We start from the raw sequence: 15,865 nt of genomic DNA, 5'->3' as shown, positions 1-15,865 counted from the left end.
AGCGTCCTGCGATCCGTTGTCGGCCGCAGTTTTTAGAATCTGACCGGGCCGATCTTCGATGCTGGACGGCCTGTCCAGAGCGCGGCAAGATGCTGCGGTTCGACCCGTTTTCCCGTCTTCAACGTCTCAACTCTCTGAGGCTCCGCTCCATGTCCCACTTCCTGCATCTGTTCTCCCGAATTGCCGTTCAATGCGCTTTCGCCGGTTCAGCGGTCTGCCTGCTGGCTGCGTCCTCGCACCTGGCGGCGGAAGATAAGCCCGAGACGATTGCCCAGGGGGCGGTCGCCGAGAAGTCGCCCCGGCCGTTTTCGCTGCCGGCGGAGGGAGGCAGCGGTCATCGGACGGTGGTTCGCAATGGCGACGTCGCGTACCCGCTGGTTGTTGTCAGAGGGACGCCGTACCAGATGGGGAAGCAGCTCGGGAGGCTGCTGCGGGGGGAGATCCAGCAGTTTGTGCCGCCGACCGTGGCCGGGTTGAGCCAGCAGATGGGGGTGAAGGTCGAGACTTTCACCGAGGTGTGGGGGCGATCGGCGGCGTTTTCCGACGACCGGGTCGAGCAGGAGCTGGCGGGGCTGGCGGATGGTTCGGGGGTGCCGCTGGCGACGCTGCAGGCGTTCCACGCGATTCCGCTGCTGATGCCATATTCGTGCAGCAGCATTGCGGCGTGGGGGAAGGCGACGGAGGACGGGCATCTGTATCAGACTCGCAATCTGGACTGGAGTCTGGAAGTCGGTGCTCACGAGTTTCCAGTGATCGTGGTCTACATCCCCGACCGGGGAATTCCGCACGTGGTGCCAACGTTTGCCGGGATGATCGGCGCGCATACGGGGATGAACGCCCGCGGGATTGCGCTGTCGGAAATGGGAGACGCGTCGGGGAAGGAAGCGCCGTACCAGGTCCATGCGCCGCACTTCACGGTTTTCTTCCGGACAATGCTGTATGACGGGGACTCCTTGAGCCGGGCGGTGGAGATCTTTCGCGAGCAGCCGCCGACGAAGCGGTATCACTTTGTGTTTGGAGACGGCCAGCAGGATTTGGGGGCGGTCAAGGTGCGGGCGCATGCGCCGGAGGGGGTCGACAAGTGGCTGCAGATCTGGAAGGACAATGATCCCGCGGACGAGTTTGCACCGCAGGTTCTCTCGTGCGTGGTCTACAACGATGAGGGCCGGGGGGCGTTTCCGACGTTGCAGGGCCAGCACGGGAAACTGACCGGCGAGAAGCTGGTGGAACTGGCGAACCGGATTCCCATCAAGGGGGGGAACGTGGAGAACGTGGTCTACGATGCGACCGCTCTGCGGATGTGGGTTTCGTATGCGAAGGGGAAGGAAGAGGCGTACTTGCGGCCGTATGTCTATGTGGACCTCAAGACGATCGACGCGGACGGCGATGGTCACCCGGATTTGAAGGTCGGGGCGCCGGCGGGAACGGTCACTCGCTGAATTTCCTGGTCCGGGAGCCGTTTGCCCGGACGGGTGGTAATTGGTGGCGATTGTAGGGGCTGCGACGCGCGTAACGAATGGGACGCAGCGATTTTGTCGACGGCGACGGTTGTCCCGATTCTCGGTATTGGAACGTCGGAGGCTGCTCCGATCACTGCGTACGGAAGTCCCAGTCCGTGCTGACGACGATGTGTGGTTGTCGCAGGATTCCATGTCTGGGCCAGGGATGTGTCAGGAATGCCTGTGAGTCGCAAGATCGCGTGGTTGGCGGTGTTTTGTCTGGCCGCCGGCCCGTTGGCCGCTCAGGCGCCACCCTCTCCTGCTCCCGCAACTCCTCCCGCTGCGGCGCCGGTTCAACCGCTGCCGCCGGCGGTTGTATTCTCCGAGAACGCCGGGGAGGCGACGAAGCCGGACTGGTACGAGGACCCGGCGGCGCTGTTCGGTTCCAATCAGACGGTGCAGGATCTTTGCGATCTGCGGGAGTGTTATGCGGACAACGGTTTGACGGCCCGGTTCGAGTTGACGCAATTCTACCAGGGGGTGGTCAGCGGCGGACTTGAGCAGAACTCGGCATATGGCTGGAAATTCGACAAATTCGTGACACTGGATGGTGGAAAGGCAGGTCTCTGGGACGGCCTGTTTGTCGATTTTCACGGCGAAGGCCGGCTGGGGGATTCGGTCAACGGGAGCACTGGGGCACTGGCGGCCGTCAATACGCCGATGGTGTTTCCGACGGCAGGCGGCAACATGGCCGCATTGACGGGAGTTGTGATCACTCAGGCGCTGAGCGAGGACTTCGTCGTTTTTGCCGGGAAAGTGAATTCGCTCGACACCTTCAAGGGTGTGTTCTCGGGCGAGCGCGGGATTACCGGCTTCCAGAACCAGGCCTTTGTGTTCAGCCCGTTGCTGGCCCGGGCGATTCCGTACTCGACGCTGGCAGCCGGCGGGGCGATGCTCCGCGACGGAGAGCCGGTGGCGTCATTCACGATCTATGACGCCAATAACACGCCGACTCAGACGGGGTTCGAATCGTTCTTCTCTCGAGGCGCCGTAGTCTTCGGGAATGTCTTTGTTCCGGTGACGATTCTCGGACGCAAAGGCCACCAGGGGGTGATGGGGACATGGAGCAGCAGCAAGTACAGCAGTCTTGAGAGCAGCGGCCACGTCTACTTTCCGGTGCCGGAGGCGACCTTCACGAATCACGAGACCGGCTCCTGGGCGCTGGTGTACCGGTTCGATCAGTATCTTTATGAAGATCCCTGCCGCCCGGGCTGCGGGTGGGGAGTGTTCGGGCTGTTCGGTTTCTCGGATGCGAATCCGAACCCGGTGGCCTGGATCGCCACGGTCGGCGTGGGGGGGACCAGCCCGCTGCCGGGGCGCAGCAGGGATACGTTCGGCGTGGGTTACTACTTTGCCGGCGTCAGCAACATGCTGATCAACAGCCTGCAGCCTGTGACGCCGATCGGTGACGAGGAAGGCGTGGAACTGTTTTATAATGTGGAAGTCGCCAAGTGGTTCCGGGTGACGCCCGACCTGCAGATCCTCAATCCGACGCGTCAGGACGCGGAGACCGCCGTCGTGGCCGGACTGCGGGCGCAGCTTGTGTTCTGAGAGGATTCGCCGAACGTCGCTGATTTCTATGGTCGAAATCCAGGGAACTCGGTCGAACGGCGCGGGGCCTGGCTGGCGCTGAGGCGGCTGTCCGGGGGCGAGGTCAGCGACGGACCCGCGAATTCGAAGGCATCGACCGTCAGCCCGTCGGCGGACACGTCGGTCGATTCCAGGCGTTCGACCGTGTGCTGCACGGGATCGCGGTGAGACACGAGCTCCAGACCTGACGGTAGGAGCGAGCTTTCGCCCGTCCAGACGACCGCCTGGGACCAGTCGTGCCGCAGGCGTTCGGCGGCGAGTTCGATGAGGGCCGGGGTGTCATCGGCCGGGGCGAAAACCGATTCAACGGCGTCGACCTGCAGACGGGCCGCTCCGGACCGCTCGGCGAACTCGCCCCAGAGGCTGATCAGCGGTCCCGAGCCGCGGAGCGTCGACTGCGTCAGGCCGACATGAATCGGCCGGGTGCTGTGGCTCTGGTAGACGACGAGGGCGGCTCCCGCTTCTGTTTTCAAGCAGTTGTCGAACGTAATCTCGCGCGGAGCTTCGCGACAGAACAGGAGCGGTCCCGGGCGGGTGGCGGTGACGTTTTGCAGGACCGCGAGTCCGGCGGTGCGGTCTTGGCGGTCGATCTGCGTCCAGGCGACTGCCGGCACGTCAGGGGGAGGAGTCGGCCGTTCTTCGGCGACTGCGAAGGCGACATCCTGCAGAGTCATGGACTGGGTCCGGATCAGCAGGAGTGCGCGAAGCGGCTTGGCGGATGCAGAAGCTGTGGTCTGCTGAATTGCGACTCCTTCGAGAGCGAACTCGCGCGCGGTGATCTGCCAGGGGCGATCGCCGATCTTGATGACCGGCCGGGCGCCGTGGTCGGCGCGAATTGCCAGCGAGCCGACCTGGGTGATGGTTCGCGGGGAGTACGTTCCCGTGGCGAGCGTCAAGACGCCCTGTGAGTCGGGTTCGGGGAGTTCGAGCAACGTGCGAAGGGGCGCCTTCGGCTGGTCCGGGGAGTGAGTTTCATCTCGGGATGCGGCGAGCGGGGTTTCGATGCCTGCAGTCGTCAAATTCGGGGACCAGAGGCTGAGCAGTTCTCCGCGCCGGTTGGAATCCGAGAGGGTGACGGCCAGTCCCGAGAGGAGGAAGATCGTCGCCGCCGTCCAGGCCCAGCCGCCGAGGCCGCGACTGGCCGGCGTTGAGAGATGGGGAACGGCGCCGTCGAAGAGCTTGCGGAAGGTTCGGAGCCGGGCTCGGCAGTGGAGTCCCGGCCGGCCGAGTTCTTCCAGGAGGGCGGCGGCTCCGGGCGGACGGTCGGCCGGGCGCGGCGCCGTCAGCCGGAGAATCAGGTCGGCCAGCGGATCTGGCGTGTTTGGCGCCCAGTCCCGAACATCCGGGACACGACCGGTCTGGTGGGCCGCCAGCTTGGCCAGCGGATCGGCGATCGGGAATGGCGGCCGGCCGGCCAGGAGCTGCCAGAGCACGCAGCCCAGCGCGTAGAGGTCGGCCGCCGGCGTGATTGCGAGTCCAGTGCCAATCAGCTCCGGGGCGGTGGTGTCGCAGGCCTCGGGGGACTGGATCGCGTGCAATTGGAGTTCGGGGGACAGGGCCGGGCGAATGCCGGCGTCGACCAGGACGGACCGACCCGCGTCCGTCAGACGAATGTTTGAGAGCCGGAGGTCGCCGTGAACGATATTTCGCTGATGGAGAGCCTCCAACCCGGCGAGGAGTTGACGAGCGAAATCAACGACCACGGACGCCGGGAAACGCCCTCGGCGAACCAGGAGTTCGGAGAGAGGGACGCCGGCGACCCAATGGGAGACGAGAATCGCGGCACCGGCGTCGTTCTGGCAGACGGCGGGGCCGACCACATGCGGTTCCGCCAGACCCGACAGGCAATTCGCAAGGAGTTCGAGCCGCTTGAGAGCAGCCTCCGAGTTCTCGGGGGGCAGCGGGATGCGTTTGACGACGCAGCGGTCGCCTTGAGCGCGATTGCGAGCCAGCCAGGTCTGGTTGATCCGGCTGTGGCCGAGCTGGTCGATCAGTATGCAGGGACCGACTTCCAGATCGGCGAGGCGGCCGTCTTCCACCATGCGGGCCTGAAACGGGCTCAGCAGGCCGAGCGTGACGAGGGCGTCGATCCAGACGGAATCGAATGCCGGCAAGTCGCGAGCGAGCTTGCGAACCCGACTCCGCGCGCGACGCCAGTCGGCGGCCCGGCACAATCCCAGTTGTGCGAGCCCGGCGACAAGCGCATCGGACGGCGGTTCGAGCACGGCTCAGGCATCCCTTCCTGGCGAAACGGCGCCGGGCGGAGCCGCCCGACTGTGCGGGAATATCCCATATCGGGAGGGATGGGACAAGGGGGGGGTGAAGTGGTGAGTGATTCGTGGCGAGTGGCGAGGGGCCGGCTGATCGCCCGCAGTTCATCGCGAGTGAATCTGGCGCATGAAGTCTTCTTCCACAGGCCACTGACGGCGGACCACTGACCACCGACGACGTTCCCTTTGTTGGTTGCATGGTCTGCGGCGACTGTCGATGATCGGGGCGACACGCGAACAGGCGGTTCGGGAAGGGATGGCGGGCAATGAGCGGAGGCGGTTCAGGCAGGCCGAAGTTTACGCCGCAGCAGGCGCTGGCGATCACGACACGGGATGTTTCCGTCGGGCTGTCCGCGGGGGCCGGGTGCGGGAAGACGTTTGTCTTGACACAGCGGTTTCTGTCGCAGCTCGAACCGGGGCCGGACGCATGCGACCTTCAGCAGCTTGTCGCGATCACGTTCACCGACAAGGCGGCCCGGGAGATGCGGGACCGGATCCGGGCGGCGTGTCAGCAGCGGCTGGCAGCTTGCACGAGTGACGAGATCGATCACTGGCTGAAGATCCTGCGCGGGCTCGATTCCGCACGGATCAGCACGATTCACTCGTTCTGTACGGGGCTGCTGCGGTCGCACGCGGTCGAGGCGGGGCTGGATCCGCGGTTTTCGCTGCTGGAGCCGTCCCTGGCGGATACGCTGCTTCAGAACGTCGTGCGGGATGTGGTGCACGGACTGCTGGAGCGGGATGACGAGGACGTCTGCCGACTGGTGCTGGTGTTCGGGCTGGAGAAAACGCGGACGCTGCTCGAAGGGCTGACGCAGGACCGGTTCCGGATCGAGTTCAGCCAGTTTGATGACGCTACGCCGGAGTCGATTGCGGAGAACTGGCTGAATCGCTGGCGAACGCAACTGGTGCCGGAACTGGTCGGGCGGCTGCAGGAATCTGCGGGAACGCAGCGGCTGCTGGAACTGCTCCGTCGGCACGAGCCGACTCACGCCACGATGCTGCAGCGGCGGCGGGTGCTGCTGGACTGGCTCGGGAAGCCGCACGCCGAGTGGCCGGACTACGATCAGGGGCTGGGTGAGATTGTCGAGAACGCGCGCGTGCAGGGGGGCGGGACGAAGGCGCACTGGCCGGACGAAGAGATCTACAACGCGGTGAAAGAGGGGCTGACGGCGGTGCGCGACGAGGCCAAGAAGCTGCATGCGCTGCTGGATCCCGGCGTGGAGGATCTGGATCTGGCGGCCGAATTCTGCTGGCGGGGGCTGCGGGTGTTGCGGCAGACGGTAGATGCCTACGAGAAGGCGAAGCAGGATCAGGGGGTTCTGGATTTTGACGACCTGCTGCTGCAGGCGCGAAACCTGTTGCGGAGCGATCCGCACGTCAGCCAGCGGATCGGGGCGGGGATCCGGCTGCTGATGGTGGATGAATTTCAGGACACCGATCCGGTGCAGGCGGAGATTGTCCGGCAGATCTGCGGGGCGGCGCTGATCAGCGGTCGGCTGTTTCTGGTGGGGGATCACAAGCAGTCGATTTACCGCTTCCGGCGGGCCGATCCGGACGTCTTCAAGGCATTGCGGGCGGAGATTCCCCGCAAGGGGCAGTTGCCGCTGAATAAGAATTTCCGCAGCCAGCCGGAGGTGCTGAAGTTCGTCAATCACCTGTTCGCGTCGGCGATGGGGGACCAGTACGAGCCGCTGGAGCCGTTTGACGAAACGCAGCATACGCCGCCCCCGGTCATCGAGTTCCTGTGGGCCACACACGATTCGCCGGACGCTCCTGGCCGGTTTGACGCCGACGGCGATCCGGACGACAGCGCGGCGGGCAAACGCCGACGAGAGGCGGACTGGATCGCGCGGCGGATCCGGGAATTGCTGGATGATCCGACGCCGGTGGTGCGGGACAAGCAGGTCGGCGGAGGATTGCGACGGGTGTCGCCCGGGGACGTGGTGCTGCTGTTTCGCGCGCTGACCAACGTGCAGGAGTACGAAACCGCCCTGCGGCGGTATGGAATCGACTATTACCTGGTGGGGGGCAAAGCGTTCTTCTCCCAGCAGGAAGTCTACGATCTGCTGAATTTGTGCCGGTATCTGAGCGATCCGGACGATGCGATCGGGCTGGTGGGTGTGCTGCGTTCGCCATTCTTCAATCTGAGCGACGATACGCTGCATGTCATGCACCAGCCGGGGCTGGCGTGGCACGATGCGCTGCAGCGGACGCCGCCCGAGTTTCTCCCGGAGGATCAGCGGGGGCGGTGGCTGTTTGCGCGCGACACGCTGGGGGAGCTGCGGGCGCGGAAAGACCATGTTGCGATCTCGGAGCTGCTGCAGTCGGCGATCGACCGGACGGCTTACGACGCAGCGTTGATGCTCGAACATCTGGGTTCGCGCAAGGTGGCGAATCTGCGGAAGCTGATCGACCTGGCGCGGGATTTTGAAGCCTCGGAGCAGTTTACGTTTCAGGATTACGTGCAGCGGCTGCAGTCTTCGGTGCTGCAGGAGACGAGCGAGGAGTTTGCCACGACGCTGCCGGAGACGGGGAACGTCGTCCGGCTGATGAGCGTGCATCAGTCGAAGGGGCTGGAATTTCCGGTCGTCGTCGTGGCGGATATGAATCGCAAAGGAGCCGGAAGGGCCGGCTCGGCAGTCCTACATCCAGAGCTGGGAGCCCTGCTCCGCCTGCCGCCGACGTTCGGCGTCGAGCGGGCCAATCTGGGGCTGGAGATCTACCGGCGGCTGGAAGAGACGGCGGACGATGCGGAAACGCTGCGGGTGATGTACGTTGCAGTCACGCGGGCGGCGGACATCCTGATCTGTTCGGCGGGAATGGAGACGAATCTGAAGCCCGAATCGACGTGGATGAAGACGCTGGCGAGCCGGTTTCATCTCGACACGGGGTTGCCGAAATTCGATGCCCTGCTGGGGGCCTCGGCGGGGAGCACGGCCGATCCGGACGCGATTCCGCTGGTCGTCGTCCACCGGGAACCACCGTCGGCAACGCCCGCCGACAACGGTGCGGGAGGACGAGTTTCTCTGGCCCGACTGGCGGAGACGGTCATCACGGCTGAGCCGGACGAGCCGCCGGATGCGGCGCGAATTTTTCGGCCGGATGCGACCGCGGCCCGGTTCTTTTCGGTGTCGCAACTGGAGGACCTGGTCAGCGGCCACGAGCCGACAGCGGCGGCTGCGGTCGGGGACAGCGAGCGGGACACGTCGACGTGGGATCGGGATCGGGCGACGCTGGTTGGCACACTGTTTCATGCCGTGATGGAAAAGGTCGATCTGCGGCAACCGGAAAGCTGGGCAATCGCTTTGGCAGAGGTTTGCCGGCGAGAAACGAAGACGGTTGCCGAGGAAGACCGGCGGCTGGTGGCGGAGCTTGTGGAAACATGGTGCTCGGCGCCGATCTCCACCGAACTTCAACAGGCGGGGAAACTGTTTCGCGAGCTGGATTTTCTCCTGCCGGTCGCACGGTCCGGGGCGCAGCCGCACGCCGTGGTGGGGCAGATCGACTGCCTGGTGCAGAGTGCGGGGGGGTGGAAGCTGCTGGACTACAAGACTGGCAAGGCCGCCGCGTCAAAGCCTGATGCCGAGATCCTGGCGCCGTATGCGTTTCAGCTTGGGGTCTATGCTCTGGCCGCAGAATCGTGGCTGGGGGAGCCGCTGGCTGAAGTCGGCCTGGTGCTGCTGCGTCCTGCGTACCGCCGCGTGGCGCTGCCATGGGATGACGCGGCCCGGGAAGTCGTCCGTCGGCAACTGCAGGCGGCTGTTGAAGCTGCGGCGCGTTGAACGAGGAATGATTCGGGCTGATTGATCAGAATTGGCAATTCGCGGAGAGTGAAAAGTGAGAATTGAGTCGTGGCAAGTGCGGAATATCGAGCGGTACTACGATTGATACGGGCCACGGAACCATATGTCACTTTACACTACTCACTTCTCAATTCTCACTTTCCGGTATCTTCTCCGATCGCCGCATGAACTCGGCCGCCCCCCTACCCTTCATCGAGACACGTTGTTCGGGCGGAGCCGCCAGGGGACTTCGAGTCCGTGGCGGTCCATGAGGAGCGGATCGGACAGGATGCGCTCGGGGGGGCCGTCGGCCTGAAGTCGGCCGGCGTCGATGACCAGAACGCGGGTGCAGAGATCGAGGACAAAATCCAGATCGTGCGTGGCGATGAGCTGCAGGCCGGGAAAGCTGCGGAGAATTCCCTGTAATTGCCGCCGGGCTCGTGGATCGAGCGACGCCGTCGGCTCGTCGAGCACGAGAACGGACGGTTCGCAGGCGAGGAGCCCCGCCAGGCAGACTCGTTTGCGTTCGCCGACGCTGAGTTGGGCCGGATTGCGCGGGCCGGCGTCCGGCAGGCCGACCGCGGACAGGGACTGGGCTACGCGGCGGCGGACTTCATCGAGGCCGTGGCCGGCGTTGAGCGGACCGAAGGCGACATCGTCCTGGACGGTGGGGCAGAAGAGCTGGTCGTCGGGGTCCTGAAACAGCAGTCCGACCTGGCGGCGAATCAGCGAAAGCTGTGCGGGGACGACGGGGACGCCCGCCACGTAGACGGCGGGTTCCGCAGGGCTTTTGGGCAAGATGGCCGGCAGCAGGCCGTTGAGGTGGAGCAGCAGCGTCGATTTACCGGCGCCGCTGGGTCCGACGAGTGCGACGCGTTCGCCGTGGCCGAGACTGAACGTCATCCCGTCCAGAGCGAGTTGGCCGGTGGGATAGCGGTAGGACAACTGCCGAACTTCCAGTCCGCCGGCTGCCGGTTGTCCGCTGGCCTGTCTGTGCTGCTCACTCAATGTCGCGCGAAGCCCCCTGGCAAGGGATTCTCGCGAGCGGCCGCCGATTTGACAACCCGGTCGCTGTGCCGGCGGAGCCATCCGTGTCTCGCAGACTCGTGACGGTATGCATCACGGAGATCGATGATCCGGCGCGTGCGGCGCGCGGACTGTCAGTCTGACCCAGCGACCGATCAGCCGCGAGTAGACTTCCAGCGACTCACCGGCATTGGAGTCTGTGTCGAGGATGGGAGCCGGGATGCGAATTTCGGCCTGGCCACCAGGGGCCGTCACCGGAGGTACGTACTTGAAAGTTTCGTAGCTGGTGGTTCCGTCGGACGCAGAAGCGACCAGCAGCAGGTCTTCGACTGGCGAGTAGACGTCGTCCGGCGGCAGGACACCCGGGGGGAGTTGGAGGCGAATGCAGACCTCGTAGGGTTGATGAGGGGCCGGGGCCGCCGGCTCGGTCCAGACGACCAGTTCCGGTTCGGGGATCGGCGCGATCAGCGGAACCTCGCGGGACGGCAGGGGCGGCCAGGGCACGACGGCTGCCGCGGCGATGGCGAGAGAGCCGAGCAGAAACGCGGAGAGGCCCGCGAGCCATCCCGACCAGGTTTTCTGAGGCCGGTGGTGGGCATATCCGGCAGGAGGCGTCGCCTGCGGCGAACGGGAGTGGTCGAGGACGACAGGACGGGCCGCTGCGGGCTGTCGCTGTGCGTCGCGGCTGGAGTGAGTCGGGGGAGTGGCCTGCGGCCCGCTCCGATCCCGTTCCAGGGCCAACATCATCTGCCGGGCAAAGCGAGCGGCGGCCTGTTCGTCGCGAAAGGTCAGGCTGACCAGAGCGCGTCGCTGCGGACCATCGGGAACGGTGGCCTCCAGCACGCAGAGCCGGATGTCGTGCGCGTGCGGCTGCGACTCGTGGCTTGCCGCCTCGGGGGACTGCCAGCGGGTTTCGCCGTGAGCGATCCGGAGGATCGTTTCATAGGGATACTCTGTGACCCGCGTGAATACTCCGCCACGGCGCGTGACGAGGACCAGCATGCGATCGAGAATATGCGTTTCGGCCGGGCGGCCGGCGGGCTCGTTCTGTCCGACCATCCGAAGGCGGGGATCGAAGCCCTGGTAGAGGACGCGGTCGTCCACATAGTTCGCCGCGGATCGCGCATGAACCGGCTCCCGCGGTGCGCAGAGGACCGAGTAGGCTTCATTGAGCCGTTTCAGTTTGGCCTCTGCGATCCCCTGCATGTGGGGAGTCCGCGCAAAGCGATCGGGGTGCCAGGCTTGAACTGCGGCCTTGTAGGCGGCGTCGATCTCGGTCTCGGCCGCTTCCGGCGAGATATCGAGAACGGCGAACGCTTCGGAGAGATTCATGGAAGAGCGACCCAGACGACTGCGCGGCGACCGTAGACCTGGAGCCATCCTGCGGAATCGGCGACTCTTCCGTGGACTTCCTACTATGGCAGAGACACCCGGCGGAGTGAAAGTGAAAAACCTTTCGAGTCCGGGGGGAGTCACTGGCCGATTCAGACAGGGCGACTGGACGGGGGCTGGCAGGCCGCAGCGCCGTCACGTAGACGGCGGCCGATGCGAACTCTATTCTGCTGAAGAGAAAGTGGTTTTCCCCCCGCTGTGTGGACCCAGAATCATGACGCAACTGCAGAGAATCCTCTTTGCCACAGACTTGAGCGAGCCGGCGAGCCACGCACAAAAGTACGCGTGCAGTCTGGCCGAGCAATTCAGGGCGGAACTGCATGTCCTGAGCGTCATTCAGGACGTGGCGCTGGTTTCGCCCGATCCGAACGTGCCGTGGGTGATTCCGGCGAGCAGTCTGGAGGAGGTTCAGAAGAGCCTGGAACAGTCGCTGGCGCAAGTTCCGGATCCGGCCTGGTCGGCAGGCAAGTCGGTCGTGCGGGTGATTCGAACGGGGGCGCCCTATGCGGAGATTGTCGAGTACGCGAAAGAGGCAAACATCGATCTGATTGTGATCGGGACCCACGGCCGCTCGGGGATTCTGCATGCCTTGCTGGGAAGCGTGGCGGAAAAAATCGTGAGAAAATCCCCCTGCCCTGTCCTGACGGTGCCGCCCAAAGGGCACGATTTCGTCTGAGGTCGGAAGTCAGTGCCGTTGCGGCGCCATGCCGCAAGCGAATCGGGAGTGTGAGAGTGCGCTGTAAGACGGGCTGGTTGTGTTTGTTCGGGTTGCTGGCCGGGTGCGGCGGGGCGGCCGAGAAGTCGTCCGCACCAGATGCCGCGGAACCGAAGTCCGCAGCAGTCTCGAAGGAATCCGCCCCGGCGGATGACTCGAAGGCCGCTGCTTCCGCTGCCGCGGAACCCGTTCCGGCGCTGGAGATTGACCGGCCGGACGGCGTCAACGTGCTGACGCGGGGAGACCTGGAGGCGGGGTGGATCAAGCTGTTCGACGGGCACACGCTGTTCGGCTGGAAAGCCAACAGCGCGACGCCGTGGCGGGTCGAAGACGGCGTGATCATTGCCGATTCGGGGGACAAAGGGCTGCTGGTGACGACCACGCGGTTCGCGGACTACGAGCTGCAGTGCGATTTCCGCGTGGAGGCGGGAGGGAACAGCGGGATTTTCCTGCGGACGTCCTTCGAGCCGAAAGATCCAGCCATCGACTGCTATGAACTGAACATGTGCGACACGCATCCCGAGTACGGGACGGCGAGTCTGGTCAAACGGGCCAAACCCGAGATGCCAGTGATCGGCGACGGCGAGTGGCACTCGTTCCACGTCCGGGTGGAAGGTCCCGTGGTGATGGTTCAGATGGATGGAAAACCCGTCCTGGAGTATCGGGACGAGACTTCTGCGCCGCTCGCGAGCGGATTCATCGGGCTACAGCGGAATGCAGGAAAAGTCGAGTTTCGCAGCGTCTCTTTGAAGCCGCTGGGGACCGCCGATCTGTTCGACGGGGAGTCGCTGGCGGGCTGGCGGGTCGTGCCGGGATCGAAGAGCGAATTCACCGCCACGGAGGAAGAAATCCGGGTCGTGAACGGGCGGGGATTCCTGGAGACGGAACGGACTGCCGCGAATTTTCTTCTCCAGTTCGAGGCGAAGACCGACGCAGAGAGACTCAATAGCGGAGTGTTCTTCCGGGCTTTGCCGGGAACCGAGGCCGAGCCGTCGAACGGATACGAATTTCAGATCCAGAACGGATTCAAGGAGGGGGACCGCAATTCGCCGGAGGACCACGGCACCGGAGCGATTTTCCGGCGGGTCTCCGCCCGGCGCGTTGTGGCGAATGACAACGAGTGGCTATCGGCCACGCTTGCGGCGGACGGTCCGCACTTTGCGTCGTGGGTCAACGGGATTCAAGTGGTGGACTGGACTGATGACCGAGCGGCCGATCCCAATCCACGGAAGGGGTCGAGTCTCGCGGCGGGACATTTCTCCCTGCAGGGGCATGACCCGACGACGAAGCTGGCGTTCCGAAAGTTGAAGCTGGCGGAATTGCCGTAGGGCCGGCTTTGCCGGCCAAGTTTGTTCGAAGAATCACGATTTGGCCGGCAGAGCCGGCCCTGCACGGAGTGCCCATGTCGAGCCATGCGGAAACTGTCTTTTCGGTGGATCTGATCCTGCAGGCGCAGCGGCAGATCCGGGGACTGGTTCATCGGACCCCGCTGGCGCACTCGGTGACGCTCAGCGAGCATCTGGGCGTACCGGTCTATCTTAAGCTGGAGTGTCTGCAGAAGACCGGCTCCTTCAAACCTCGCGGGGCGTTCTTCAAACTGCTATCGCTTTCGGCGGATGAGAAGGCCGCAGGCGTCGTCGCGGTCAGCGGCGGGAATCATGCCCAGGGGGTGGCGTATGCCGCGCGCCAGCTTGGTCTGCACGCGACGATCTGCATGCCGGCGTCGACGCCGGCCAATTACCTCGACGCCACGCGGGGGTATGGTGCGGAAGTCGTGCTCTGCGAACACATTGCGGCGGCGTTTGCCAGGGCGGAGCAGTTGCGTCAGCAGGGGCTGACGCTGGTTCATCCGTTCGACGATCCGCATGTCGCGGCCGGCCAGGGGACGGTCGGGCTGGAGATTCTGGAAGATCTGCCGGACGCGTCGCGCGTCTACGTCAGTATTGGCGGCGGCGGGCTGATCGCCGGGATGGCGACGGTCATGAAGGCGGCTCATCCGGGGATCCGCATTTTCGGGTGCGAGACCGAAGGGGCCGATGCGATGGCGCAAGCGGTTGCTGCGGGGAAGATCGTCGAACTGGCGCAGATCACGTCGATCGCGCGGACGCTGGGCTCGCCGAAGGTGTGCGATTTTACCTTCGATGCGGTGCGGAAGATGGTGGAGGAAGTGATCGTCGTCAGCGATGCGGCGGCGTTCGCCGGGCTGGAGCAGATTCTGGAGCGGACGAAAATCCTGGTGGAGCCGGCCGCGTCCTGCTGCCTGGCCGCGGCGGAGAAGCATCGCGGGACGTTTGCGCCGGGCGAGAAGGTCGTGCTGCTGATGTGCGGGGGGAACGTGTCGCTGGCGGATGTGTGCGGGTTCCGACAGCGGTTTGGGTGGTGAAGCGGGTATCGGGGATCGGGATTCGGGTATCGCAGAAAGAAGGTGTCAACCGCCGGTCAGCAAGCCCGCCACCGTGAGGTCTTCGTCGATCTGATCACAATGGAGTCCGTGCCCGTGGCGGCTGATTCGAACCGCTCGTCGTTGGTTCTCCGTCGCGTGAAACAGACGTGGAAACCATTCGAGCGGAACAGAAATCACGCGACCATCTTCCAGTGAAACGATCATGTCGTCGTCATCGAATTTGACCTGTCTGGCGCGTGCGCTGCTCGGAACGAATGCTGATCGCATCGATCGCTCTCCAGCGAAAGTCATTCCAGCGACGTCTGGACGTCTGTGGAAACACTTCATCCGAATTGAGAGCGGGTCGTTGCCGAGGTTCGCTCGTCACCGGCAGAGGAACCAGCGGCGCATCTGGACGCACGAGCCGAGAACTCCGGTTTTCGTGCAGCGCCAGCTCCACTGGCACCAGGTTTCGCCGACGGGTTCCGGGACCGGGGCGAGGGCCAGCGAGAATTCGGCGCCGTCGATGTAGAGCCCCGACTGGCGGACTCCCTGCAGCAGGCTGCCGGGCGAGACGCGGGCTGGGTTATTGGCGGTCATCAGACCCGCCGCGATCAGGCATTCGGTGGCGTATTCCGAGCAGTGGACTCCTTCGCACTTTGAGCCCGTGAGGTGATGGCGAATTCCGTACGGACGGCCGAGTTGCTGCTCGAGGGCCTCGCACAGTTTGCCGGCCTGTGGCTCCGAAATCGGCTTGGCGGGGTGGACGGCGAGGAGGTCGCAGGGGGTCTGCAGTGCGACGTACTCGGCGAGAGGCGTTTTGCGGACGCCGGTCCCGTTCATGCTGTCGTAGACCATCGGGCCGGCCGGAGTTTGTGCGACCATGCCGACGTGGGTGAAGCGGCTCGCGGAGAAGCATTTGACGGCGAGGCAGTCCCCCTGACTGAAGAGCAAAGTGCCAGTCTGCACCGCGGGGGCGAGCTGTTCGACGACGGCGGCCTGCGGGACAACAACACGGCTGTCGGGACAGCCGGTGGCTGCGGCGAGGACGAGAGCCCAGATCGGGGACATGGGCGGACTCCTTGAACTGTTGTCGTGAGGGTCCAATTCGGGCGGATGTCACCTGGCGTCTGTCACAACGGTCGGGTGGCGGAACGGGATCAGCGAGAAATCGGCGGGGATTTGCGGAATTCTGCCGGAGTAAT

11 protein-coding genes are annotated in these 15,865 nt (G+C 64.7%); 6 read left to right on the top strand and 5 right to left on the bottom strand.

Annotated elements, in window-relative coordinates; all coding sequences use genetic code 11:
* Nucleotides 1–149 precede the first annotated feature (149 nt).
* Together SH412_RS13045 and SH412_RS13040 are read left to right on the top strand one after the other, a co-directional pair.
* Nucleotides 150–1,439 carry a C45 family autoproteolytic acyltransferase/hydolase gene (locus SH412_RS13045; RefSeq protein WP_336523957.1) on the top strand — a complete coding sequence of 430 codons (1,290 nt, stop codon included), beginning with the start codon at nucleotides 150–152 and terminating at the stop codon, nucleotides 1,437–1,439.
* Between the two features lie 237 nt (nucleotides 1,440–1,676).
* Nucleotides 1,677–3,050, top strand: coding sequence for a carbohydrate porin (locus SH412_RS13040; protein ID WP_336523956.1), 1,374 nt, complete (start codon nucleotides 1,677–1,679; stop codon nucleotides 3,048–3,050).
* A 26-nt stretch (nucleotides 3,051–3,076) separates the two neighbouring features.
* Here the strand turns inward: SH412_RS13040 and SH412_RS13035 are convergent, their stop codons facing one another.
* A complete protein-coding gene (locus SH412_RS13035) occupies nucleotides 3,077–5,314 on the bottom strand; it encodes a serine/threonine protein kinase (protein ID WP_336523955.1) in 2,238 nt (745 codons plus the stop codon).
* 311 nt (nucleotides 5,315–5,625) lie between these two features.
* Between SH412_RS13035 and SH412_RS13030 the strand changes: the two genes are divergently transcribed.
* Nucleotides 5,626–9,144, top strand: coding sequence for a UvrD-helicase domain-containing protein (locus tag SH412_RS13030; protein WP_336523954.1), 3,519 nt, complete (start codon nucleotides 5,626–5,628; stop codon nucleotides 9,142–9,144).
* 210 nt (nucleotides 9,145–9,354) lie between these two features.
* Here the strand turns inward: SH412_RS13030 and SH412_RS13025 are convergent, their stop codons facing one another.
* Together SH412_RS13025 and SH412_RS13020 are read right to left on the bottom strand one after the other, a co-directional pair.
* Entirely contained in the window at nucleotides 9,355–10,089 is a 735-nt protein-coding gene (locus tag SH412_RS13025; protein ID WP_336523953.1) for an energy-coupling factor ABC transporter ATP-binding protein, read from the bottom strand.
* 174 nt (nucleotides 10,090–10,263) lie between these two features.
* Nucleotides 10,264–11,502: a DnaJ domain-containing protein gene (locus tag SH412_RS13020; protein WP_336523952.1), complete on the bottom strand. Its 1,239-nt coding sequence runs from the start codon at nucleotides 11,500–11,502 to the stop codon at nucleotides 10,264–10,266.
* Nucleotides 11,503–11,776: 274 nt separating this feature from the next.
* Here SH412_RS13020 and SH412_RS13015 point away from each other — a divergent pair, with 274 nt between their 5' ends.
* From SH412_RS13015 to SH412_RS13005, 3 genes are all read left to right on the top strand, one after another.
* Nucleotides 11,777–12,238, top strand: a complete 462-nt coding sequence (locus tag SH412_RS13015) for a universal stress protein (protein ID WP_336523951.1) — start codon at nucleotides 11,777–11,779, stop codon at nucleotides 12,236–12,238.
* Nucleotides 12,239–12,294: 56 nt separating this feature from the next.
* Nucleotides 12,295–13,605: a 3-keto-disaccharide hydrolase gene (locus SH412_RS13010; RefSeq protein ID WP_336523950.1), complete on the top strand. Its 1,311-nt coding sequence runs from the start codon at nucleotides 12,295–12,297 to the stop codon at nucleotides 13,603–13,605.
* 74 nt (nucleotides 13,606–13,679) lie between these two features.
* Nucleotides 13,680–14,660, top strand: coding sequence for a threonine ammonia-lyase (locus SH412_RS13005; RefSeq protein ID WP_336523949.1), 981 nt, complete (start codon nucleotides 13,680–13,682; stop codon nucleotides 14,658–14,660).
* Between the two features lie 45 nt (nucleotides 14,661–14,705).
* On the opposite strand, the gene SH412_RS28610 is transcribed toward SH412_RS13005, so the two are convergent.
* A complete protein-coding gene (locus tag SH412_RS28610) occupies nucleotides 14,706–14,948 on the bottom strand; it encodes a DUF2442 domain-containing protein (protein WP_419555783.1) in 243 nt (80 codons plus the stop codon).
* Nucleotides 14,949–15,044: 96 nt separating this feature from the next.
* A complete protein-coding gene (locus SH412_RS13000) occupies nucleotides 15,045–15,731 on the bottom strand; it encodes a YiiX/YebB-like N1pC/P60 family cysteine hydrolase (RefSeq protein ID WP_336523948.1) in 687 nt (228 codons plus the stop codon).
* Between the last annotated feature and the right edge of the window lie 134 nt (nucleotides 15,732–15,865).

This window comes from Planctellipticum variicoloris, from assembly GCF_030622045.1.
Lineage (GTDB): Bacteria > Planctomycetota > Planctomycetia > Planctomycetales > Planctomycetaceae > Planctellipticum > Planctellipticum variicoloris.
This window is presented reverse-complemented; position numbering and strand designations above follow the sequence as displayed.